Genomic DNA, 23,521 nt, shown 5'->3' with positions numbered 1-23,521 from the left:
CGACAGCGGCCTCGTACACCGGACCGGAAAGGATCCTCGGGCCATGAGTTCCCCCCTCTACACCAAGTTCCTCGCCGACAGCAGGCGCGGGCTGATCGCTTGGGCCGTCGGCTGCGCCGTCGTCGGGATGGGATACGCCAGTACGTACCCGGAGCAGAAGAACAACACCGACAGCATGCCGACGGCGTTCCGCGAGTCCCCCCACGTCGACGCGACGGCGGCGGGTTATCTACAGGCCACGGTCTTCGGCCTCATTTTGCCGCTGCTGGCCATGATCTACGGAATCACCGCAGGTCTGCGGGCCACCGCGAGCGACGAGGAGTCGGGCCAGATGGACCTGCTGCTCGCGCACCCCGCCACCCGCACCAAGCTCGTGGTGCAGCGCTTCGCCGGTGCGGTGACGGGTGCCCTGGTGATCTGTGCCGTTGTCTGGCTCGCCCTGCTCGCGATCCGCGACGGCGCCGAGCTCAACAGTGTCACACCCGTGGAGCTCCTCGCGCAGTGTGTGAACCTGCTTCTGTTGTGCGTGACCTTCGCGGCACTCGCCTTCGGCGCCGGCACGGCCTTCGGCAGCAAAGTCGCCGTGCTCGCGAGCAGCATCGTCGTCGGTGTCATCGCCTACATGGGGAACTCCCTCTACACGCAGGTCGGCGACGGTATCAAGTACGTCTCACCGATGTACTACTACATCGGTGGTGAGCCCCTCCGGAACGGCTTCCAGTGGGGGGATATCGCCGTTTTGGTCATCCTCTCCGCCGTCTTCCTCGCCGTCGGCACGGTCCGCTTCAACCGACGCGATGTGAACTGCTGAGCCTCACGCGAATGGGATTCCATGAGGACTCCGGTGCTGTCTGGTTGTCCCCAGGGGGCAACCAGACAATCTCCGCTTGCTCCACCCCCTTACCACCGTGGCGCGCCTCGCCCCCCTGAGTGTTCGCGTCTACGCGAGCGCTCTGGGGGACCACCGAGGCACTTGGCGGCACCCTGCATGCTGAATGCGTTGCCGCCGAGGTCGGCGCCGAGTGCCAACATCACGCTGGGCCAAGGCCGTTGTGATCCCTCGCGTAAGCTTGAAAGATCTCATACACGCTGCCGCCCGTATGCAGGAAACGCTGGTCGAGGACGGCGGCCAGATCTTCGAGTGCGACGGTCAGGACGGCTGTGGAGGTCCGGACATCGGCGTGCCCAGTGGTACGGATGGACTGGCCCAGTTCAGCGGCGTAGCCGAGGGTTTGGGCCAGGGACGTGTCGCCGAGCCCGTCGTGGAAGTAGTACGACTCGGCGTACTGGAGAAAGTCCACGTGCACGCGTGCGATGTCGGCGGCCAGCCCGTCGAGGAGGGCGACAGCGGGGGCGGTGTCCAGAGATTCCTCGGTGAGGTGGGCGCGACGCAGATGGGACAGGCGCAGTGCGAGGGCCCGCCGACGTGTGAGCGCCGGGTAGATGCCGAGGATCCAGGAGACGATGGCGGTCAGCAGAGCGAAGCCGACGAGGGCTTCCAGCGGAGCGACGATGCGCAGCCATCCGACTGCGGGGGTGATGTCGCCGAGGCCGAGAGTGGCCAAGGTGACCAGTGAGATGTACAGAGCGTCCACCGGTGTTGAGTGCTCCATCGGGTCCAGGCCGGTGGCGAAGGAGAAGCCGTGCGGCATGTGCGGCCAGTAGACCAGCGCCCATCCCACGGCCACGCCGCAGGCCCACATGGCCACCACCACGACCATGCCGAGCGGTCCGGCCAGGCCTGCGGCCCGCCTACGGGGGCTCAGCCGCGATGAGAGCCGCCACAGGCTGGTCATGACCATCCTGCTCAGCCCCCCGTGTCGAGTGGGGTGCCACAAGGTGTGGAACATATCGCGGAGGATGAACATCACGGTTGCCGCACCAACCATGGTGATAATCCACTTCATGCGATCTCCGAACGCCGCCGTATCTCCTCAGCATGCAGCCCCCTCTGCCGTCGCCGGATGAGGACAAGCCGTATCACCATCATTTGGAGGAGAGCAGAAGACGGGGCGGACGTCTCCGCGCTCTTCGGCGGCGGAGATCAGCTGTTGCCGAGGAGTTCGCCCAGGCCATGGCGGGTCGTGGGTTCAGTACGTAGCCGGGGTGCAGGTCCCACACCAGACCGGGCTTCCGATCGGCCACGTCGCGATCACCGCGCGAGCAGCGCATGCGCCCGCCGGATCTTGGCGGCCTCCAGAACGCGTTCATGGGTGACGTCACCAACGACGGTCGGCAGTTGGAGGACTTTGCGCGCGGTCGGCGCGTCGGTCGCGGGGTCGTCAATGGCCAGCACGTCCAGCACGGTGAGGTAGGCCGCGTGGGGAAGGTCGTCCCGGTGAACCGCCACGAGGCGAGGGCGAGCGCGAGAACGGCGGTCACCATCCCGGCGACGGACCAGCGCAGTCGGCGGGAGAACGGCGAGCCGAGCGGCACCCTGCGGCTGCCGAGCCGACGGGGCGACAGCGGTGGGCCGGTGGAGGAGACGGCTTCCAGGTCGGCCACCTCGTCGCGGGCGGGCGGGGTGTGCTCGGCCGCGTGCAGCAGCAGCCCGCCGGCCTGCACCACTTTTCGGGTGCCGCGACAGCGGTGGCCGCAGGTGCGGGGGCCACGGTGTCGGCGTCGGACAGCACGGTGGTGGCGGCGTCCAGCTCCGCCGGGGCCAGTCATCAGCGAGGTCCGGCGCCTCCATGACCCGAACGCCGGTATCCGGTGCCCCGTCCGACGCGCCCTGCCGGGGGAGCGGCGCCCGTCCGACCGCCGCTGCCACACGGCCGAGGAGAGCGGACGCGCGAGCGGGCCCTATGGCCCGTAACCGTGCGGTCTCCGCGCCCGGAACGACGACCGTCACCTGTGTGCGGTGGACCTCGTGCAGTTCGGCCGCCAGGCGGTGGGCCAGCGCGTCATCGCCGCAGACGATCATGTGGGGGCCGGCGGGATCGCCGGACGGCCCTTGAGGTGAGGAAGACATGATGGTGGAGACCCCGTCGGTCGGTGATGTCGGGGGTCAGCCGAGGGCGAAGTACCGCAACCACAGGTATCCCGCGGCGATGGTGACCGTGACCGCGGTGACGAGCAGCCCGTATTTGGTGAACTGCCAGAAGGAGATGGGCTGCTGGTTGCGTTCGGCGATGCCCAGAACGACAACGTTGGCGGAGGCGCCGATGGCCGTGGCATTGCCGCCGAGGTCGGCGCCCAAGGCCAGGGCCCACCACAGTACATGGGCGCCGTCGCCGCCGAAGCCGTGCGTCAGGTCGGCGGTGATGGGGGCCATGGTGGCGACGTACGGGATGTTGTCGACGACGCCGGACAGCACGGCCGAGCCGAACACCAGCAGCATCGTCGCGCCCAGTTCACTGCCACCGGTGGCATCCGCCAGGGCGCGGGAGACCTCCCCGATGACGCCGGTCTCGATGAGCGCTCCGACCATGATGAACAGCCCGGCGAAAAAGGCGAGGGTCGGCCACTCGACCTCCTTCAGCGCCTCGCCGGTCTCCACCTTCGAAATGGCGATGAGTATCCCGGCGCCGAGCAGGGCGACCACGCTCGGCGCGTAGTGCAGCACCGGATGTGCCACGAACCCGAAGACGACCAGGGCCAGAACCCCCAGGCCCTGGTACAGCAGCCGGTGGTCGCGAATGGCCTCGTGTTCTTCCAGCGCCATCACGTCGGCGGCACGTTCCTCGTCGTACACCAGTGCCTTGCGGAACATCACCCGGCACAGCACCACCAGAACGGCGGTGAGAACTGCGGCGATGGGTGCCAGGTGGACCAGGAAGTCATTGAAGGTCAGCCCGCCCCGGCTGGCGATGATGATGTTCGGCGGGTCACCGACGAGCGTCGCGGTGCCGCCGATGTTGGACGCCATCACCTCGGCGATCAGGAACGGCGCCGCGGGCAGCGAGAGGCGCTCGCACACCAGCAGGGTGACAGGCGCGACCAGTAGCACGGTGGTGACGTTGTCCAGCAGCGCGGAGGCGGACGCGGTGATCACTATCAGCATCGTCATCACGCGGAAGGGCTTGCCGCGGGCGCGTTTGACCGCCCAGATCGCCAGATACTCGAACAGGCCCGTCTGCCGCAGCACCCCGACGATCGCCATCATGCCGAGCAGCAGGAAGACGACGTTCCAGTCGATCCCGGAGCGTTCGTCGAAGAAGGCGGCCTTGTCGTCGGTGGCTCTGATCGTGAGCATGGCCGCCGCCCCGGCCAGGGCGGCGGCCGTGCGGTGCACGTGCTCGCTGATGATCGCCACGTACGCGATCACGAAGATCGCGATCGCCGCCCAGCTGTGCCAGTCGCTCATGTCACCCCAAGAAGACGTTCCAGCAGATGCGCGGCGGTGATCACGCCGAGCAGCCGGGAGCCGCCGCGCTTCCCTCGCTCATCCCGTTCCACCACCGCGATCAGCGGGCTGCGTTCGCGTGCCATGAGCGCCGCGACCTCCAGCGCGGTGTCATCCGGGTCCGCGACCGGCGGCTTGTGACGTTCCCGGGGCAGGCAGTCGGCCACCCGTCGTCCCGCCAGCGCCTGGCACAGCCGGTCCGCGTGCGGCTCGTCGACCACCGCCGCGAGCGTGGGGTCTTCGATCACGTAGCCGGGCACGAGCAGCTTGACCAGAGCCGACCCGGGCAGCACGGCATAGGGCTCCGCTCCGTCGTCCATCACCAGCACCCCGGGCAGCCGCTGCTCGGCCAGCAGCCGGGCCGCGTCCAGCGCATCGCTGTCCAGACGCACCGACGGATATTCCACCGCCAGATCACGTGCGCGCATTGCCGTCCTCCTCCGTCCGGGCCGCGGGCTCCGCGGCCACCGCAGTCCGTTTCCCCTTGTGCTCATCGTCATCGTCGTCATCCGGTATGCCGACGAGGTCCTCGACATCGAAGAGGCGGGCAACGGGCACATCCGTACTGCTGTGGGCGGCGATGGAGAAGGCGATGCACACCGCGATCAGGGTGTATGCCTCCTGGCCCTGCGGAATGCCGGACTGCACCACCAGCAGCCCGTAGACGACGGAGGCGAAGCCCTTCGGGCCGAACCAGGCCGCCGCCAGCTTCTCCCGCCGGTCGAAACGCGTGCCGATCAGCGAGATCAGCAGCGACGCAGGCCGGACCAGAACGATCGCCAGCACCACGGCGACATATCCGCCGGCCGACAGGTCACCGAACAGGCGCGGCGTCAGCAGCGCCCCGAACACGAGCAGCGCCGCGAACTTGCTCAGCTCCGCCAGCGCCTCCCCCAGCGGTTCGAAGGCGTGCCTGGACTCCGGCGACACCGAGGCGAGCACCGCGCCCGCGGAGAAGGCCGCCAGATACGGGTTGGCGTGGGTGAGGTGGCACGTCGCGTAGAGGATCACCCCGGCCGCCAGCGGCAGCAGCGGCTGGAGCTTCGGCTCCGCACCCAGCAGCCGGAACCGTACGAGCCCGTTCACGGCCAGCGGCAGCACGATGCCCAGCGCCAGACCGCCGACCAGCTCCAGGGCGATCTTCGACAGCGACGCCTCCGCCGCATCCGAGGCCGGCCCGGCCGTCGCGATCAGCACCAGCACGACCGGCAGCGCCAGCCCGTCGTTGATCCCGCTCTCCACGTTCAGCAGCTGCCGCAGCCGCGCCGGGACCTCCTTACGGCCCACGATCGCCGACGCGAACACCGGGTCGGTCGGCGCCAGCACGGCCCCGACCAGGAAGGACGTCGTCCAGTCCAGACCGGCCAGGAAATGGGTGATCAGCGCCATCCCCACGAACGCCAGCGGCATCCCGAGCCCGAGGGCGCGCGCCGGATTCCGCCAGGCGCCGCGCAGGGCGGGGAACGAGACGTGCATGCCGTCGGTGAACAGCACTGCGAACAGCGCGAGATCGGCCGTGACCGAGACGATCGGGCTGTTCGCTGTGATGTGGATCAGGCCAAAGGCCCCGTCACCGACGAGCGCGCCCGCGACGAGGAAGAGCAGCGAGGTGGAGAGTACGGAGCGGGCCGCCAGGCCCGAGACCAGCACCGCGATGAGGAGCGCGACGCCGAAAACAGCGATGAGCACCATGGGTTGTTCCGCCCCCGATCGGCAAAGAGAGTGATCCCCTGTTCGCCGACCAGACTTCCCGGCACTCCGCCAGGCACCTTACATGATCCTGACGCGTTCACTATGGAATCTTGATCCCGGGCCGTATCGGACCGTGGCAGAGCCGCCCTGCACCCCGAGCGGAGCGGCCAGGGTGTTGCCGGCGCTCGCGCTCGTCATCGTGCATGGCGCAGCCCGATCCGCGTCGGGGGCGCCTCTCGTGCCGCGCTGCTCATGCGGTCACCCCTTCCGGTCACGGCGGTCGCGGCCAGGACGACGACACGTCGACCGAAGACGGCCCCGAGCCCGGTGGCCAGAGCGCCTGCTCGGACCGGTCACCGTCGTGCTCGCGGTGGTGGCCGGTGCGGCGGGTGTGCTGATGGTGCGGAAGGCGGTACGCCGGCGTTCTACCAGCGGATGTGGGCGGCGGTGGCGGCGTTCTGCTCGTCGTGCGTTTGCTGGTCTATGCCATTGAGAGCGAAGCAGCGCAGCGCGGCGAACTCGGACTCGATCCAGTTCAGCCAGGAGCCGTAGGCAGGAAGACCAGCTCGACGTGCGGCCCAGGGACGGACCTCGGCCTGCTTGTTGCGGGGAGAAGCGGCGGATTCGCCAGAACTCGACGCGCTGGGCGAGCGGATCTCGGCCTCTCCGGGGAGGCGATGCTCGACCAGGTCATGGCCCGTATCGCGAGCCGATTCGCGGTCCGCGAGGATGTGGCACCGCAGGGCGCATCGGGAACGGCCAGTCGGCCGGCGTGTTCTTCGCCTACGCCACCCAGTGGTGTGGTTGGAGTCAGCGGCCGGGTTCGTACGTGAGTTGCTTGACCTCGCGCAAGGTGAGGGCGGTCTCGATGGAGTGGACTCCGTCGAGCGCTCCGATCTTGTTGCTCAGATAGGTGTACAGGCCGCCGGCGTCGGCATGGAGCGTGGCGGCGACGATGTTGGCCTGGCCGGTGGTGGCTGCCGCGAAGCGCACTTCGGGATGGGTCGCGAGGGCGTGGCCGACGTCGGCGAGGGCGGCCGGGGCGACGGTGAGCCAGAGCATGGCGACGACGTCGTTGCCGAGGTGCTCGTGGTCGAACTGTACGTCCAGGTAGAGGACTCCGGAGGAGCGCAGGCGGTCCAGGCGCCGTTTGACCGCGGATTCCGGCAGGCCGGTGCTCGCCTGGAGTTCGGTGAGCGGGGCCCGGCCGTCGCGGCTGAGGATGGCGAGCAGCGCTTCGTCGGCGTCCTCCAGGACGACGGGGGCGGTGGCCGGTTCGGTGGGTGGCGGGCTGAGGGCCGCCTGTTCGCCGGGGCTGAGGGCGTTGATCTTGCTCAGCCAGCCGACGGGGCCTCCGTAGAAGTGGTGCAGCAGGCAGTGGGCGCTGACCGAGGTGACGCGGGGGGTGCGCTGGAGGCGGTCGAGAAGGAGTTCGTCCCGGGCCTGCCGGGTGCGTGGCTTCATCGCGCACATCACCTCCGTGCCGCCCGAGATCACGCTGACGTAGGAGGTGTCCGGGCGCCGGGCGAGGGCGCCCGCCAGCTGTTCGGCGGCGTCCGGCGTGCAGCGCAGGCGAAGGAGCCAGGTGCTGCGGCCGAGGCGGCTTTCGTCGGTGATGCCGAGCACGCGCAGCTGTACAGTGGCGCCCAGCCGACGGAAGCGGCGGGCGACGGTCTGGTCGGAGACCCCCAGGGCATGCGCGATCCGGTTGAACGGCGCCCGACCGTCGAGCTGGAGTGCTTGCAGCAGCTTCAGGTCGAGTGGATCGGGCGCTTGGGACTGCACTGGTTTCTCCTGCTGTTCGGGGCGGATGTGCGGATGTCAGTGAAATGATCCGTCCAGAGGGTGCTCCTGCGTGACCGGTGACCGTCGGGTCTTCTCAGTTCTTCTCAGTTGTCCGGGTGAGCCAGCTCCAGGTGGACGTTGTCGATGCCTTGGCCGTGCAGGGTGACCGTGGTGGCCACGGGCGGGTATCCGGCGGTGATCAGCGAGTAGCTGCCCGCGTCCAGGTCGGTGAAGGAGTAGGCGCCGTCGGAGCCGGTGGTCGTGGTGCCCACCACGTTTCCGGCCGCGTCCACCAGCGTCACCCGCGCGTCGGTGAGGGCCCGGCGGCCGGCTCCCGCTCGCACCACGCCCCGCAGCCGCGCGCCCGGCCGCAGTGGCACCTCCAGCGTGGTGACTCCGGAGCCGGACAGCTGAACCGGGAGGGCGACGGGCCGGAACCCGGGGGCGTTCACCGCGAGGGTGTGGTCGCCGACGGGCAGCTCACCGAAGCCGAACCCGCCGGAGGCGTCGGTCGTGCCGCTGGCCAGTACGTCGCCGCGAACGTCCGTGACCATGACCACGGCCTCCTCCACAGGCACCCCGTCACCGGCCGAGACCACGTTGCCGACGAGCCCGCCGGCCCCGGTCAGCACCACGTCATGGAGCAGCGGCTCCTCGTGCAGCACCACCGTGGTCGCCTGGGGCTGGTGGCCATCCGCCGCGGTGATCAGTACGTACGACCCCGCCGCCGGGGCGGTCAGCTCGTAGCGGCCGGCGCTGTGGGCCACCGTCCGGCCGACCTGACGCCCAGCCGTCGAGATCAGTGTGAGCGTGGCGCCCGCCATCCCCTCGCCGGCGGCGTCACGGACCCGGCCGTGCAGAAGTGGTCCGGGACCGGTCTCGGCCGAGGCGGCGGCCTTGTCGCTCACGGAGTCGCTTCCGCCCGGCTGCCGGAGTGAGGCCCGCGCCGGACCGTGCGCGGCGGCTGCGCCGACCAATACCGGCTCGGGCTCCACCGCTACCGGCTCCGGCTCCACCGCGGGCGACGGTTTCGCCGCCTCGGGTGCCGCCGGGACCGAGGCCCGCGGGGTGCGCAGCAGCACCGCCCCGACGATGGCGGCGAGCAGCGCGAGGGCCGCGGCCACGATCAGGCACAGGTGAAGGCCGTCGAGGAAGGCCGCGGACAAGGCGCCCAGGGCGCGGCCGGTGTCCGCTCCCAGGTCCATCCGGGCCACCGTCCCCAGCCCGCCGGCCTCCACGGCCGCGGTGATTCGCTGCGCGGTCGCGCCGTCGACGCCGGCGGTCCGAAGATGGCCGGGGAGGGTGTCGGCGGTCCTGGTGGTCAGCAGCACGCCCAGAACGGCCGGGCCGAGTGCGCCGCCCACCTGCCGGAAGGCGTTGTTGCCCGCCGCCGCCATACCGGCCAGGCGGTGCGGCACGGAGGCGACGGCGGTGGCGGTCATGGGCGTGACGACCAGGCCCAGACCGAGGCCCAGAAGAGCCAGTCGCCAGGCCAGCGCACCGAACGGCGTGTGCGAGTCGAGCGCGGTCAGGGATACCAGGGCCCCCGCGGTGAGCAACAGTCCGGTGGTGATCAGGACGCGCGCCGAGACCCGGCGCATCAACGGCCCGACCACCACCCCGACGAGCAGGCACACCGCCGATACCGCCAGCATCCGGTAGCCCGCGTCGAGGGTGTCGAGCCGCTGCACCATGCCGAAGTAGAGGCTGAGGACGAAGAAGAAACCGATCAGCCCCAGGAAGCTGATCATCGCGATCAGCGTCGTGGCGCTGAATGCCGGGCTGCGGAAGAGCGTCAGGTCCAGCATCGGGCTGGCACTGCGCCGTTCGGCCAGGATGAAGGCGAGGGCGCTGACGGCCGCGAGCGAAAGCGCGACGATCACCCGGGGCTCGGAGAAGGAGTCGGCGCCGCCTTCGATCACGCCGTAGACGAGCGAGGTGATCGCCAACGCGGCGGTGATCTGCCCGGGCCAGTCCAGCCGGCGGGAGCCGGGCGCCCGGGAGTCGGCCACCAGCGGCGCCGCGATCAGCATGGTGAGGACGGCCACGGGTATGGTCGGCAGGTAGATCCAGCGCCAGGCGGCGTGGTCGAGGATGACCCCCGCCATCAGGGGGCCGACGGCCAGTGCCGTCATGAGGGCCGCCGCCCACAGCCCGACGAACTTCGCGCGCTGGTGCGGATCGGGCACCGCGTGGCTGATCAGCGCCAGCGTGGTGGGCAGCAGCGCGGCCGCGCCCAGCCCGGCCAGCGCCTGCCCGGCCCACAGCACCTGGACCGACTGCGCGCTCAGGGCGACGGCGGCTCCGACGACGGCGAACGCCAAGCCCGCCTGGAAGACCTTCTTGCGGCCGTGTACGTCTCCGAAGACACCGGCGCTCAGGATGAGGGCCGCCATGGGCAGGACGAACGCATCGGTGATCCACGACAGCTGAGATGTCGACGCGTGCAGGGCCCGTTGGATGGCGGGAAGACTCACCGAGACGCTGGTGACCGGCAGATAGGCGACGAACACCCCGACGCAGGCCATGACGAGCGTGGCTTTCGGCCTCTGCCGTGCCCCGTTCGCAGTTGTTCCGACGTTCACAAATACTCCCCATTCAGTGCGGCGGGTCGCCGACACGGCGATCACTTTCCAGCCAGCCCCGCCCAGGAGCCAGCCACAGCCGGCAGAGCTCGGAGAACCGACATCGAGGCGCCCGCTGCGAAGGTTTTCCGACACCTGTACGGTGCACCTGGCCCGCCGCGGTGCCGCCGTGGCGCCGTCGTCGCGTGCGGTGGCACCGGACCCGGAGGGCTGAGCCGTCGGGCCCGGCGGGCGGTCACCAGCTGCTCTTGGTCACTCCGGGGAGCTCCCCCGCGTGGGCCATCTCGCGGAGCCGGATGCGGGACAGGCCGAAGGCGCGGAGATGGCCGCGGGGGCGGCCGTCGATGGAGTCGCGGTTGCGTACGCGGGTGGCGCTGGCGTCGCGGGGCCGGCGGCGCAGTTCCCGCTGGGCGTCGAGCCGTTCCTCCGCCGGGGTCCTGGGGTCGGCGATGACCGCCTTCAGTTCGGCGCGGCGTTTGGCGTAGCGGGCCCCTGAGGGTGAGCCGGATATGGCGGCCCTCGCCCGGCGGCCAGTAGCGCTTGCGCTGGATATTGGGGTCGAACCGGCGCGCTGACGTCGGCGACCATGTGCTGCTCACCCAACTCACCCCGGGCGGCCCCTTCCACCCGGGCCGTCTCCACGCCGCGCTCGAGGATCTGACCTGCGCCGCCGCCCGTAGCCGCGGCCGCTTCTGGCTGGCCGACCGGCCCGACACCTTGCTGTCGTGGGACGCGGCGGGCGGGGCCCTGTGCGTGGAGTCGGCCGGACCGTGGCTGGCCGCGCTGCCGGACGCCGCCTGGGAGATGGTGCCGGCCGCGCGTCGGGTCGCCGCCGCCCTCGACTGGCACCCCGACCACGGCGACCGCTGCCAGCACCTCACCTTCACCTCACCCGGCCTCGACCGCGACAACCTGCTCGCACTGCTCGACTCGTGTCTGCTCACCGACGCCGAGTACGCGGCGGGCCCGGGCGGCTGGAAGCACCTCTCCCATGCCGTCGACGAACTGCTCGATCCCGCGATGTGAAGCGCGCGTCGAGCACCGTCTCGAAGCCGGGTGGCCGCCCGCCGAGTGAGCTCTCGCACAGGCGGGCGGCCTGGCTGCTTGCCCAGTCAGAGGAGAACGCGGGCAATATCGAGCCACTTCTGCGCATCCTTGCCGACCGCCGTGAGGTCAGTTTCGGCTCGGGGCCTGCGTTAGCCTCGCCGTTTCGCTTGGGTTTGGCGGCTGGCGAGGCGGGAAACGCGAAAGTGCCTTCCTGACCTGGGACGATGAACCTTGCTCAGGGGTTCTGTCGGTCCAGGCGGAGGGCACTTTCTGCGTGAAGGGTATCGGGTGGCCCCAGGGTCTATGTCAGTGCCGATGGTTCGGGGGTCGTCGGGCATGCCGGTGCACGGTTGCTGGCGGATCTTGCCGAGGCCACAGGTCTGACCGCCGCGTACTCCACCGCTCTCAGGCCGCTGCGGCCTCGCGGGACCGGACATGATCCGGGACGGATCGCCACCGACCTGGCGGTGATGCTCGCCGACGGCGGTGAGGCCATCGCGGACCTGGCCGTGCTGCGGGACCAGGCCGACGTGTTCGGCTCGGTCGCCTCGACACCGACGGCCTGGCGACTGCTCTCTACCGAGGGGCGGGGTTGCCTTGCGACCACCAGCCTCGCGCGCGTGATCGGTCAGGTGCCCGGAGCGATCGCACAGGCCGAGACGCAGACCCAGGTGCCATTACGCTTCTGATACGTGTCCGTGTACAGAGCTTCCTGGTCCACTCCATTGGCGAGCAGGGTGTAAGTTGCGCGACCGTGGATCAGAGCAACGTCACTGAGGATACGGATCTTGACGTCGTGCACAGCGAGATCCTTGAAGGGCCGCGGCTTAGCGATGTATTCGAGGAAATCGGCACGGTCGCGGGTGACACCCGGAGTCTGCACGATGAAGTCTTCGGCAAGAAACTCGCTGAAGCGCTTGACATCGTTGAACTGGTCGGAGTGGATGTAGTCATTGTTGAGCTGCTCGAGGATGGCCAGATCTTCGGCGGACTGTTCGGTGGTGCTCATTTTCTTGTACCTTCCCTGTACGGTTCGGCGCTGCCTGCAAGGTGGGGTGCCGTTTCGGCCTTTGAGGTGAACGCTACTTTTGCAGGAAGGACTGCAGCATGGCCGTTACTTCCTGCGGCTTTTCCTCAGTTACGAAGTGGCCAGAATTCTTCAGGACACGCCCCTGAACGTTCACGGCGTAGTCATGCCATTGGTCGGGAACTATTCGGCCGAAGGAATCCTCGCCGCCGATGGCGAGGATCGGCATCTTCAGTTTGCCCTGGGCCAGGAACTCCTTGTTCTGCTGCACGTTCGTCCGGAGTTGACGGTATACGTTCATCCAGGCTGTCGTGCGACCGGGCTCCTTCAGATAGTGGGCGTAGAAGTCATAGTCCGAGGCTGTGAACGGCGACTTGTTGCCCGCCAAGTACTCGGTGATCATGTCCTCGACCAAGACGCGCTCGTGACCAGCGATGAGGTGTTCGGCGAGAGGCAACTGGAACAGGCCGAAGTGCCAGGCTGCGGGCTTTTTCGGGTCCGCGTTGAGAACGGGGTAGCTGTAGATGCTGTCATCCGGGATGGGAGCTTCCATCACGGCCATACGTCGCACCTCTGGGCGCCATTGTGCAGCGTAGGCGTAGGCGACCCACACACCAATGTCGTGGGCGACTACCTGAACGCCGTTGTCGAGCTTCAGCTGCTTCAGCAGCTGATGCACGTCCCTGGCCAACTGTGCAGCCTGATAACCACTCTTAGTGACCTGAGAGTTGCCAGTGCCACGGAGGTCGACGGCGATCACAGTGTGCGTCTTGGAGAGCGGAACCATCTGCTGCCGCCACTCGGCCCAAGACTGGGGGAACCCGTGGATCATCACCACAGGTGAACCTTTGCCCCCCTGCATGTAGTGCATACGAAAGCCGTTCACTTCCGCATACTTGGACTGAAAACCAGCGGGTGGCACAGATTGCGGGTAAGGCGTAGGTGACTGCACCGCTACGGGGCCGTGATCGGGATTCTCACCCCACGCCCCGGAGCTCAAAGTCACGGAAACTACGAGGAGGGCCATCAAAGCCGCGATAAGCGAACGGCGCCTGTTTGGCTTTCCTGTTCCGATGTCCATTGCTTTCCTGCCTGGAGTCGGTATCTCGTTATGCGCCACTAGGCACGCGAGTGCGATGTAGCGTTACCCACTCGCTCATTTCACTTTCCACGCCCGGAACAGGCTGAATAGAAAAGTACCGCCGGACCTTGCTTCTTCCGTCCGCTGCCTGTTCATCTGACGACTGGAGTTGGCCGCCGACCGGTACCCCACTACAATCAGAGCGTGTTCCGATCTCTATGGATCTCTTCGTAGATAAGCGCCCGAGAGGAGCAAGTTCTTACCTCCGGCCCACCCAGGCAGACCCATCCGTTTCCCGGCGAGATCCGCCTAGGCCTCCCCCATCCACTCTCCTACGGACTCCAAGGTCGTGCGAGCTCGCCAGCACGCGATCGGGGCCCGCAAAGAAGGGGCCCGGCCGGCGAGCTGAACGACCATGCCATCGGCCGGTCCCGCAGCGGACTGACCACGAAGATCAACTTCGCACCGACAAGGCGTGCCACTCCCGCGGCAGCGGCTCCCACACCTAACATCGCTTCGGCTCAGGCGCTGGATCGTGCACGCCATCATCGGCTTCCAGATCGAGCTTTTCTGGACGGCCAGTGCCCGGACCTAGCCTGCGCGTTTCAGTTGCCACGGTGTCCGGATCTTGAGCGGAAACGCGAAAGTGCCTTCTGAGCTGGGACGATGAGGCTTGTCTAAGGTCGTCGTTCCAGCAGGAAGGCACTTTCTGCATGCACACTACCGGGTCGCGCCCCAGGCTCGTGGTCTCGGCCGACGGGCGCGGGGTGGTCAACCACGCTGGGTCCCGCCTGCTGGCCGATCTCGCCGATGCCACCGGCCTGACCGCATCCTTCACTGCCGCGCTGCGTCGGCTGCGTCCACGCGGTACCGGGCACGTCCCGGGCAGGATCGCGGTGGATCTGGCGGTGATGCTCGCCGACGGCGGCGAGGCCATCACGGACCTGGCTCTACTACGCGATCAGGCCGAGGTGTTCGGTCCGGTGGCCTCCACTCCGACCGCCTGGCGGCTGCTGGCCGGAATCGATCCTGCCGCCCTCGCGGCACTGCGGGCGGCCCGCGCCGCCGCCCGCGAAGTCGCCTGGATGCAGGCTGCCGACACCGGCCCTGGGATACCCACGGCCCACGCGGGCGGACGCGACCTTGCGGGCCTGGTCCTGGACATCGACGCCACACTCGTCACCTGTCACTCCGAGAAGGAGCAGGCGGCGGCCACCTATAAACGCGGCTTCGGCTACCACCCGCTGCTGTGCTTCCTGGACAACACCGGAGAAGCCCTGGCCGGAGTGCTGCGGCCGGGCAACGCCGGGGCCAACACCGCCGCCGATCACATCGCTGTCCTCGAGCAGGCCCTGGCCCAGATCCCCGACGCCCACCGCCACGGCACCGACATCCTCATCCGCACCGACAGCGCCGGAGGCGCGAAGGCATTCCTGACCCACCTGCGCAGCTTGCGCTCGCGCGGCATCCACACGTTCTTCTCGGTCGGTCATTCCGTCACCGAACCGGTCCGCCGCGCGATCCGCACCCTGGCCGAGCACGTCTGGCATCCCGCGCCGGAGCAGGACGGCTCCTTGCGCACCGGCGCGGAGGTCGCCGAGCTGACCGGCCTTGTGGACCTGGACGGCCACCCCGACGGCACGCGGATCATCGTGCGGCGTGAGCACCCGCATCCCGGCGCCCAACTGTCCCTGTTCGACCTCGACGAAGGCATGCGCCACCAGGTCTTCCTCACCGACACCCCCTACGGCGAGGCTCGTTGCAGCACCTGGAAGTACGCCACCGGGCGCACGCCCGCGTCGAAGACCGCATTCGCTGCGGCAAGACCACCGGCTTCGGCCGCTTTCCCTCGCGACACTTCACCATCAACACCGCCTGGCTGGAGCTGGCTCTGACCGCCCTCGACCTGCTCGCCTGGATGCGCGCTCTGCTGCTGGAAGGCGAACTGGCCACCGCCGAGCCGAAGAAGCTCCGCTACCGGCTGCTGCACGCAGCTGCCCGCATCACCCGCGGCGGTCGCCGCCTGCACCTGCGGATCTCCGCAACCTGGCCCTGGCGAAACGATCTGACCAGCGCATTCGCCCGCCTCACGGCCCTGCCACGGCCGGCCATCTGAACCGCGGCACCGCCCCTGACCACCCACGACCCGAGGAACCCTGGAGAACCCGACCCGCGCGTCGGGCCCCAGCTATGCCCACCCGGCCACGAGCAACCGAAACCACCGCTTCACCACGATCCGACCAACTCAGCCACGCGAAGCGAAACGGGGAGGTTAGGTGACTCGAAGGCAGAAGTCGAGGGCACTTCCCTGGCCGACACGCCACTGTTCCAGCAGCGCTGATCGCCGGTTTGGCGGCTCCCGCGGCGGCGTCGAGATCAGTGACCGGATTACCGCGGGACGGGCCGGGCGGCGGCGCCCCCGCTTGGCCTAGCCGTCCACCTCGTACTGCCCCACCTCACGGAAATAGCGCAGGGCTTCCGGGGAGCCGTCGTCGAGGGCGGCGTTGGCTGCGGCGCGCAGGGCGTCACTGATGTTCGGATCCGCGAGCATGCGGGCTATGTAGACGGCGTCGTCCTCGGCTTGGGCCAGTCGGTAGCCGGTCTCCAGCCAGGCGCGCATCTCCTCCGGGGAGTTGTTGTCGAGGAGCTTGTTGGCCTCCTCGATGACTCGCTTGTCGTTGTTCTGCCTCGCTGCGTAGAGGATGCGGGCGATGGCCACCCGGTCGTCCTCGGCCTGGGCCAGTCGGTAGCCGGTCTTGAGGAAGGCGCGCATATCATCCACGGTGCCGTTGAGAGCCTCATTGGCCTCTCGGACGACCCCTCGGCCGCTGTTCTCGTCCGCCAGGATGGCGGCGATCGCTGCACGCAGTTCGTCCTCCGACATCTCGTCCACGGGTGTGTCGGACACGGTCGCCACGGTGGTGGTCACCGTGTCCGCCGAACCGTTGGCAAACGCCGGGGCGGTGAAGAGGAGGGCCGGGGTCAGGGCGGTGGCCACGACGAGCAGAACGGCACGCGTCGGTCTCATGTGTATATGCCTCCGTGTTCGCGGACTTCAGGTACGCAGATGATCACCCATGCACGCCGAAATCGCATGAGGAATCGGTTAATCCGGAAAAGAGCGGCCGGAATGATCACCAATTGGAGCCTGGCCCAAGCCGCACCCGACTTCCTGGAGAGGCGCCACCTCGCGCCCGCCCGCCCAGCCGCCCCCGGGACTGGTGGCGTTGGTGCGTCAGGTGTCCGTGCCGCTGCGCGGGGCACAACGGGCGACCACCGTCACGGCTTGCTCGATCTGGTCGTCGGTGAGGTCGCCGCGTGCGGTGAGTCGTAGCCGGGAGTGGCGGTCGGGTGTGGAGGGCGGGCGGAAGCAGCCCACCGCCACGCCCGCCTCCCGGCACGCCCGCGCCCATGTCACGGCGGCTTCCGGTGAGGGCGCTCGTACGGACACCACCGCGGCGTCCGGCACGCTCGCGTCCAGCCCGGCGGCCGCCAGGCCCGTCGACAGCCGCCGGGCCACCTCCCGGGCTCGTGCGGCGCGCTCCGGCTCCTCGCGCAACAGCCGCAGCGCGCCCAGGGCCGCGCCCACGCTCGCCGGGGCGAGCCCGGTGTCGAAGATGAAGGTGCGGGCGGTCTCCGTGAGGTGCCGGATGACCCTACGGGGGCCCAGTACCGCCCCGCCCTGGGACCCCAGGGACTTCGACAGGGTCACGGTGGCCACTACGTCCGGGGAGCCGGCCAGACCGGCGGCGGACAGCGCGCCGCTGCCCCCGTCGCCGACCACTCCGAGGCCGTGCGCGTCATCCACCAGCAGCGCGGCGCCATGCGCACGGCATGCCTGGGCCAGCTCCGTCAGCGGCGCGGCGTCGCCGTCCACCGAGAAGACCGAGTCGGTCACCACCAGGGCACGACCACCGCCGTGCCCGGTGAGCGCGGTACGCACCGCGTCCGGCTCACGGTGCGGCACCTGCGTGACCTTCGCCCGGGAGAGTCGGCAGCCGTCGACCAGGGAGGCGTGGTTGTAGGCGTCGAAGACGATGAGTGTGCCCGGCCCCGTCAGAGCCGTGAGGGCGGCCAGATTGGCCGCGTATCCGGAGGAGAAGACCAGCGCGGCCTCGAAGCCGCAGAAGTCCGCGAGTTCCTCCTCGAGTTCCTGGTGCAGCTGCGTGGTGCCGGTGACCAGGCGCGAACCGGTGGCACCGCCGCCCCAGCGCGCCACCGCTTCCGTGGCCGCCCGCACCACGCGCGGGTGGCGGACCAGGCCCAGGTAGTCGTTGCCCGCCAGATCCAGTACCGGCTCGTCGGCCGGTCGCGGGCGCAGGTGACGGGTCAGCCCGGCGCGGCGGCGCAACTCGGTGCGCCGGTCGATCCAGTCGAAGACCGCCGCCGGGGCGGGGGCGGCATGTCCCGGGCGGGCGCGATGCGGATCGTCCCGGCTCGGGGAAGGCGCGGTGGCATCCGGTGCGGGGACGGACCGATCGCCCGAGGCCGGGGCGGGTGTGGTCGGCTGGACGGGGTGCTGGGCCATGACCGGTACTCTGACACGCGCCCGGTGGCCGGTCGGCGGGTGGGGGAGAGGGCGGCCGGTGGGGTGGACCGGGGTGGCCGCCGTGCGTCCGAGTGATGCCGAGCACAAGGGCGGCGGTGCCGGGGCGGCCACGTGTTAGCGTCCGTCCGTGCGCATACCGGCTCTGGACACCTCCGCACCTGGTACGGAGGTCCGCGACGGCGGACCCGGAAGCGGAGTGGCGGGGCCCCTCCCGCCCGGCGCGGGCGGTCCGCTGGACGGTCTGGACCTGTTCGGCGACGGCTTCGTCCGCGACCCCTACCCCTGGTTGGACCTGCTGCGGTCCCAGGCGCCCGTGCACCATGACGCGGGCACCGGTCTGTGGCTGGTCAGCCGCCACCAGGACATCCGCCGGGTGCTGCTCGACCCCGCCACCTTCCGACCGGACAACGCCCAGCACGCGGTCACCCCGCTGCCCGTGGCCGTGCTGCGGGTGCTCGCCCGGGCCGGCTTCCAGCTCCCGCCGGCGCTCGCCAACAACGGCACCGACAGCCACCCCGGGCTGCGCCGGGTCACCACCCGGTTCTTCAACGCACGGCGTGTCGCGGAAGCCGTACCGGTGATCGAGCGCCTGGCCGCGGAACTGCTCGGCACGGCGCGGGCGCGGATCGACGCCGACGGCGAATACGACCTGTTCACCTCCTTCGCGCACGTCCTTCCCTGCCGGGTACTGATGGAGCTGCTGGGCGTCCACGACGTCGATCCGGCCACGCTGATCCGCTGGAGCGACGCCTCGCTGGAGCTGTTCTGGGGCAGGCCCACACCGGACCGACAGCTCGAACTGGCGGAACTGGCCGGTGAGTTCCATCAATGGCTGACCACGACCGTGCGCACCGGCAAGGCCACCGCCGACTCCTTCATCGGAGCACTCGCCCGGCACCGGCTGCCCGACGGAGCACCGCTGGACCCCCAGACCGCGGTCGCCGCCTGCTTCTTCGTCTTCATCGCGGGCCAGTCGACCACCGGACAGCTCATCGCCACCGTACTGCGCCGTGCGCTGAGCGAGCCCGGACTGTGGCCGCGCCTGGCACAGGAGGAGGAAGCGGCCGGCGCCTGGGTGGAGGAGGTGCTGCGGCGCGAGCCACCGGTGACCACCTGGCGCAGGGTGGTAGCGCGACCGGTGGAACTGGGCGGGGTAAGGCTGCCCGCTGGGGCACAGCTGCTGTTGATGCTCATGGGCAGCGGCTCGGACCCGGAGGTCTTCACCGACCCGGAACGGATGTGTCCACACCGGGCCAACGTCCGCCACCACCTGGCCTTCGGCACCGGTCGCCACCGCTGCCCAGGAGCGTCGTTGGCGCGAACGGAAGCCGCGGTGGCCCTGCGGGCAGCGGCTCGTGGCCTGCCGAAGGCGCGCCTCGTGGCAGGCGCGGAGGGCCCACCGATGCTCGGACTGCTGTCCTTCCGGGCGCCTCTGCGCGTGGCCGTGGCCGAGTCGCCTTTCAACGGGTGAGCTTCTCGTCACGCAGCCGGTGCCGGTAGCGCAGCGGTGACTCTCCCACCTCCCGTTTGAACGCGGAGCTGAAGGCGCTCACGGAGGTGTACCCCAGGGCGGATGCCAGCGACCCAATGGGGTCGTCACCGTCGCGCAGGGCGCGCTGCGCCAGCAGCATCCGCCAGCGGTTGAGATAGGTGAGCGGCGGCATGCCCGCCACGGTCCGGAAGTGGGTGGCGAAGGACGTCCGTGACATCGCCGAGGCCCTCGCCAGCGTCTCCAGCCGCCAGGGCTTCGCCGGTTCGGCGTGCATGAGGCCGAGCGCCGCATGCAGACGGTCGTCGGTCAGCGCCCGCAGCCACCCCGAGGGGAGCTCGGCCTGGTCGACGTAGGCGCGCAACATGTCGAGCAGCAGAAGCTGGCCGTGCTGCCGGATGGCGAACGCGGAGCCGACGCGGTCGCCGGTCAGCTCGTCGAGGAGCTGGTCCAGCCTGTCTCGCAGATGGGTCGCGGCGGGGGACGCCCGGACATGCCCCACCGGCGGAAGCGCCTGGAGCAGCAGGGTCCGGCCCACCGGGTTGAGGGCGACGTGGCCGCCGAGGATCACATCGGCCCCGGTGTGGTCCGCGTCGTCCTCGCGGAGGGAGGTGTAGCTCGCCGTGGTCACATCGATGTCGCGGGGCGGCCCGTCACCGGCGCCTCCCCGGAGCTCCAGCCAGGCCTGATTGTTCAGGAGGGCGACGTCGCCCGTGTCGAGGGCGATGGGGCTCCCGGTGCTGTCGGTGGTCAGCCAGGCACGGCCGCGCGCCACCGCGATGAACTTCAGGGGATGGTCGAGGGTGCCGCGCGCCACCCAGTGGTCCCGGGCCGCGAAGCCGCTCGACATCAGCCCCCGGATCTCGATGTGGTCGAACACTTCGGACAGCTGGTCGTCGGCCATATCCGTACGATCGAGCAAAAACCCCGAACGGGCAAGTATTCAACGTACGAGGGACACACCCGAGAGTGGACCCATGCATCACACACAACACCCCCTCGGGTCCGGCTTCACCGCGGCCTCCACGGCCGCCGAGGTGCTCGCGGGCATCGACCTGTCCGGCACCCACGCCGTCATCACCGCCGGCCACGCCGGACTCGGCCTGGAGACCACCCGGGCACTCAGCGCGGCCGGCGCGGCCGTCACCGTCGGCTCGCGCCACCCGGACCGCGCCGCGGCCGCGCTGGCCGGGATCGAGAGCGTCGAGGTCGGTCGGCTCGACCTGCTCGACCCGGCCTCGATCGACGCCTTCGCGGCCCGGTACCTCGACTCCGGCCGTCCGCTCCACATCCTGGTCAACAACGCCGGTCTGCCGCTCCCCGACGGCCTGGTGCGCGACGCACGCGGCTACGAGCCGCAGTTCGCTACCAATCACTTGGGCCACTTCCAGCTGACCCTGGGCCTGCTGCCCGCGCTGCGCGCCGCTCACGGTGCCCGGGTCGTCAACGTGTCATCCGGTGGCCACCGGCTCTCCGACATCCGCTGGGACGATCCGCACTTCACCACGGGCTATGACGGCCACCTCGCCTACGGCCAGTCCAAGACGGCCAATGTGCTGTTCGCCGTCGAGCTGGACCGCCGCTGGTCCCCGGACCGTATCCGCGGCTACGCCGTGCACCCGGGCATCGTCGTCGGCACGAAACTGAACGACTCGGTCGGCGAGGAGCAGCAGAGGGCCATGGGACTGCTCGACGACTCCGGCCGGCCGGTCGTCGACCCCGACCGCGGGATCAAGAACCCACAACAGGGGGCGAGCACCATCGTGTTCGCGGCGGCCAGTCCACTGCTCGACGGGATCGGCGGTGTCTACCTCAAGGACAACGACATCTCACCGCTGGACGAGGACCCGGCCCCCATCGCCTTCGGCATCGACCAGGACCCTCCCGCCGATGTCGTGCCACACGCCATCGACCCGCGGTCCGCCCGGCGGCTCTGGGAGATGAGCGAGGAACTGATCAAGGGATGAGTGGCGGTGGTCAGCCGTGTGGCGCGTCAGGTCACCAGGCCCTGGCGGTAGGCGTAGACGACCGCCTGCACACGGTCGCGGAGCCCGAGTTTGGTGAGGATGCGTGACACGAAGGTCTTGACGGTCTCCTGGCTGATCACCAGCGTCGCGGCGATCTCGCTGTTGGACAGGCCGTTCGCGATGAGGCGGAGCACCTCCAGTTCGCGAGGGGTCAGCGGGATGTCGTCCGGGGCGCCGTCGGGAGGCCGGATCCGGGCGGCGTACCTGCCCACGAGCTGGCGTGTCACCTCGGGGTCCAGCAGGGCCGCGCCCGTGGACACGGTCCGGATCCCGTGCAGCAGTTGGGACGGCGGCGCGTCCTTGAGCAGGAACCCGCTCGCCCCCGCGCGCAGCGCCTCGTAGACGTAGGTGTCCAGGTTGAACGTGGTCACCACGAGCACCTTGACGGGGCGCCGCACCCCCGCACCGGCCAGCAGGCGGGTGGCCTCGATGCCGTCGAGCACCGGCATGCGGACGTCCATCACCACGACGTCCGGGTGCAGTCGGCCGGCGAGGTCGACCGCGGTCCGCCCGTCTTCGCACTCGCCCACCACCTCGAGGTCGGGCTGGGCGTCGATGATCGTCACCAGTCCGGTGCGGATCAGCACCTGGTCGTCGCAGACCAGGACCCGGATCGGCTCGGTCATGACGGGCTCCCCGCGGGTATCCGCGCCCGGACGACGAAGCCGCCGTTCGTCCGGGCGCCCGCCTGGAAGTCGCCGCCGAGCACATCGACCCGTTCGCGCAGACCGGCCAGCCCCCGCCCGCTCCCACCGGGCGAGGCGGGGGCCCGCGAGCCGGAGCCGTCCGTGCTGACTTCCACGGTGATGTCCCTCTCCCCGTGGTGGACCTGGACCGAAGTGCGGCTGCCGTGGGCGTACTTGAGGGCGTTCGTCAGGGCCTCCTGTACGACCCGGTAGGCCACCAGGTCGGCGCTGCCGGTCGACTCCGCCGGTCTGCCCTCCTCGGTGAACTCCACCGGCTGCCCGGACCTGCGGGTCTGCTCCACGAGCGTGAGAAGTCTGCCGACAGCCGGTGTCGTGGCCTCGGTGCCGTGGTCGGGGTTGATCAGGTCGAGCAGGTGCCGCAGATCGGTGGTGGCACGTCTGCCGGTCTCGGTGACCGCGGTCAGGGCTTGGTCGAGTCGCTCCGGCGCGGCGGTCAGATAGCGTGCCGCCTCGGCCTGTACGACCATCGCCGTCACATGGTGGGTCACCACGTCGTGGAGCTCACGGGCGATGCGGGCGCGTTCCGCGGCGCGGGTGTCCTCGGCGACGCGGCGGCGGCGCTCGGCTTCCGCGGCACGGGTGGAGCGCAGCCACGACCCCATGCCCCAGGGGAGGGCCAGCGCCAGGTAGTACATCACGAACTCGCTCGGCGCCTCGGCGCCCGACCCGAGCCGGTACAGCGCGACCGCCAGCGGCACATACGCCACGGAGAACACGAGCGCGGTGGCGCGCCGGTGCCGCTCCAGATGGGACCCCACGCTCAGCAGCGCGACGGGCATCGCGGTGCCCGCGAACGAGTGGTAGCCGCGGAGCTGGTCGACGGCGAGGCCGAGCGACACCAGGGCGAGACAGACCACCGGCCACCGGCGGCGCACGGCGAGCGGGAGGCACTGGAGGGCGACCGCCACGATGGCCAGCGCGTCGTAGGGGCGGGCCGGCAGGCCGCCCAGCTGCGTCCCGTGGTTGTGGAACTCCGGGATGAGCGACCCGGCGAGGATCAGCAGCCCGAGCGGGAGGTCCCGGACCGTGACATCGAACCGGTGCCACATCTCCGGGACACGTCGAACACTGATCACCGGGCGAGTCTAGCGGTGGTGGCGGACCGGAACAGGACACCGCGGAACGGCGGTTCCCCCGCCACCGCGGCGGCGGCCACGACCTTCCGGAATGCGTGCCCAGCGGTCCCG

General features: G+C 69.8%; 17 protein-coding genes and 4 pseudogenes. 6 read left to right on the top strand and 15 right to left on the bottom strand.

From position 1 onward, the window contains the following. Positions 1–43 precede the first annotated feature (43 nt). A complete protein-coding gene (locus ACT2CW_RS19405) occupies positions 44–811 on the top strand; it encodes an ABC transporter permease subunit (protein WP_445517536.1) in 768 nt (255 codons plus the stop codon). 220 nt (positions 812–1,031) lie between these two features. On the opposite strand, the gene ACT2CW_RS19400 is transcribed toward ACT2CW_RS19405, so the two are convergent. The 8 genes and pseudogenes from ACT2CW_RS19400 to rpsN all read right to left on the bottom strand — a co-directional run bounded on the left by ACT2CW_RS19400 (position 1,032) and on the right by rpsN (position 10,918). Next, complete coding sequence (locus ACT2CW_RS19400; protein WP_445517535.1) at positions 1,032–1,796, bottom strand: potassium channel family protein; 765 nt, start codon at positions 1,794–1,796, stop codon at positions 1,032–1,034. A 362-nt stretch (positions 1,797–2,158) separates the two neighbouring features. After that, positions 2,159–2,923: pseudogene (locus ACT2CW_RS19395) on the bottom strand (hypothetical protein); the annotation flags it as partial. A gap of 84 nt (positions 2,924–3,007) precedes the next feature. Further along, positions 3,008–4,306, bottom strand: a complete 1,299-nt coding sequence (locus ACT2CW_RS19390) for an ArsB/NhaD family transporter (protein ID WP_445517534.1) — start codon at positions 4,304–4,306, stop codon at positions 3,008–3,010. Then, complete coding sequence (locus ACT2CW_RS19385) at positions 4,303–4,773, bottom strand: CBS domain-containing protein (protein WP_445517533.1); 471 nt, start codon at positions 4,771–4,773, stop codon at positions 4,303–4,305. Before ACT2CW_RS19385 ends, ACT2CW_RS19390 begins: the two co-directional genes overlap by 4 nt. Next, positions 4,760–6,037 carry a cation:proton antiporter gene (locus tag ACT2CW_RS19380; RefSeq protein WP_445517532.1) on the bottom strand — a complete coding sequence of 426 codons (1,278 nt, stop codon included), beginning with the start codon at positions 6,035–6,037 and terminating at the stop codon, positions 4,760–4,762. The genes ACT2CW_RS19385 and ACT2CW_RS19380 overlap by 14 nt, the downstream gene beginning before the upstream one ends. Before the next feature lie 810 nt (positions 6,038–6,847). Beyond that, complete coding sequence (locus ACT2CW_RS19375) at positions 6,848–7,822, bottom strand: Lrp/AsnC family transcriptional regulator (RefSeq protein WP_445517531.1); 975 nt, start codon at positions 7,820–7,822, stop codon at positions 6,848–6,850. 104 nt (positions 7,823–7,926) lie between these two features. Continuing rightward, complete coding sequence (locus ACT2CW_RS19370) at positions 7,927–10,407, bottom strand: MFS transporter (protein WP_445517530.1); 2,481 nt, start codon at positions 10,405–10,407, stop codon at positions 7,927–7,929. A 235-nt stretch (positions 10,408–10,642) separates the two neighbouring features. Further along, positions 10,643–10,918 carry a 30S ribosomal protein S14 gene (gene rpsN, locus ACT2CW_RS19365; protein WP_445517739.1) on the bottom strand — a complete coding sequence of 92 codons (276 nt, stop codon included), beginning with the start codon at positions 10,916–10,918 and terminating at the stop codon, positions 10,643–10,645. Between the two features lie 107 nt (positions 10,919–11,025). Here rpsN and ACT2CW_RS19360 point away from each other — a divergent pair. Both ACT2CW_RS19360 and ACT2CW_RS19355 read left to right on the top strand, forming a co-directional pair. Continuing rightward, positions 11,026–11,433 (top strand): annotated as a pseudogene (locus ACT2CW_RS19360) (CobW C-terminal domain-containing protein); the annotation flags it as partial. A 335-nt stretch (positions 11,434–11,768) separates the two neighbouring features. Continuing rightward, positions 11,769–12,036: pseudogene (locus ACT2CW_RS19355) on the top strand (IS1380 family transposase); the annotation flags it as partial. A gap of 46 nt (positions 12,037–12,082) precedes the next feature. Here ACT2CW_RS19355 and ACT2CW_RS19350 read toward each other — a convergent pair. Both ACT2CW_RS19350 and ACT2CW_RS19345 read right to left on the bottom strand, forming a co-directional pair. Then, on the bottom strand, positions 12,083–12,463 hold the full coding sequence (locus ACT2CW_RS19350; protein WP_164437397.1) for a nuclear transport factor 2 family protein: 381 nt from the start codon (positions 12,461–12,463) through the stop codon (positions 12,083–12,085). A gap of 73 nt (positions 12,464–12,536) precedes the next feature. Next, positions 12,537–13,562, bottom strand: coding sequence for an alpha/beta fold hydrolase (locus tag ACT2CW_RS19345; RefSeq protein ID WP_445517529.1), 1,026 nt, complete (start codon positions 13,560–13,562; stop codon positions 12,537–12,539). Between the two features lie 713 nt (positions 13,563–14,275). On the opposite strand from ACT2CW_RS19345, the pseudogene ACT2CW_RS19340 reads away from it, so the two are divergent. Then, positions 14,276–15,678: pseudogene (locus ACT2CW_RS19340) on the top strand (IS1380 family transposase). 312 nt (positions 15,679–15,990) lie between these two features. Here the strand turns inward: ACT2CW_RS19340 and ACT2CW_RS19335 are convergent. Together ACT2CW_RS19335 and ACT2CW_RS19330 are read right to left on the bottom strand one after the other, a co-directional pair. After that, entirely contained in the window at positions 15,991–16,590 is a 600-nt protein-coding gene (locus tag ACT2CW_RS19335; protein ID WP_445517528.1) for an ALF repeat-containing protein, read from the bottom strand. 207 nt (positions 16,591–16,797) lie between these two features. Further along, entirely contained in the window at positions 16,798–18,090 is a 1,293-nt protein-coding gene (locus ACT2CW_RS19330; RefSeq protein WP_445517527.1) for an 8-amino-7-oxononanoate synthase, read from the bottom strand. A 148-nt stretch (positions 18,091–18,238) separates the two neighbouring features. Here ACT2CW_RS19330 and ACT2CW_RS19325 point away from each other — a divergent pair, with 148 nt between their 5' ends. Beyond that, on the top strand, positions 18,239–19,582 hold the full coding sequence (locus tag ACT2CW_RS19325; protein WP_445517526.1) for a cytochrome P450: 1,344 nt from the start codon (positions 18,239–18,241) through the stop codon (positions 19,580–19,582). On the opposite strand, the gene ACT2CW_RS19320 is transcribed toward ACT2CW_RS19325, so the two are convergent. Next, entirely contained in the window at positions 19,572–20,504 is a 933-nt protein-coding gene (locus ACT2CW_RS19320) for an AraC family transcriptional regulator (protein ID WP_445517525.1), read from the bottom strand. The two genes, ACT2CW_RS19325 and ACT2CW_RS19320, sit on opposite strands and share 11 nt — an antisense overlap. 73 nt (positions 20,505–20,577) lie before the next feature. Here ACT2CW_RS19320 and ACT2CW_RS19315 point away from each other — a divergent pair, with 73 nt between their 5' ends. After that, positions 20,578–21,567 (top strand): SDR family NAD(P)-dependent oxidoreductase, encoded by a 990-nt coding sequence (locus tag ACT2CW_RS19315; protein ID WP_445517524.1) that lies wholly within the window; start codon positions 20,578–20,580, stop codon positions 21,565–21,567. Between the two features lie 26 nt (positions 21,568–21,593). Here ACT2CW_RS19315 and ACT2CW_RS19310 read toward each other — a convergent pair whose 3' ends face one another. Both ACT2CW_RS19310 and ACT2CW_RS19305 read right to left on the bottom strand, forming a co-directional pair. Further along, the gene (locus ACT2CW_RS19310; RefSeq protein WP_445517523.1) at positions 21,594–22,253 is read right to left on the bottom strand and encodes a response regulator; all 660 of its coding nucleotides are present in this window, start codon (positions 22,251–22,253) and stop codon (positions 21,594–21,596) included. After that, positions 22,250–23,383 carry a sensor histidine kinase gene (locus ACT2CW_RS19305; protein WP_445517738.1) on the bottom strand — a complete coding sequence of 378 codons (1,134 nt, stop codon included), beginning with the start codon at positions 23,381–23,383 and terminating at the stop codon, positions 22,250–22,252. The genes ACT2CW_RS19310 and ACT2CW_RS19305 overlap by 4 nt, the downstream gene beginning before the upstream one ends. Positions 23,384–23,521: the final 138 nt, after the last annotated feature.

The organism is Streptomyces sp. NEAU-174 (genome assembly GCF_052665095.1).
The sequence above is the reverse complement of the archived record's forward strand: the minus strand, read 5'-3'. Positions and strand labels throughout refer to the sequence as shown.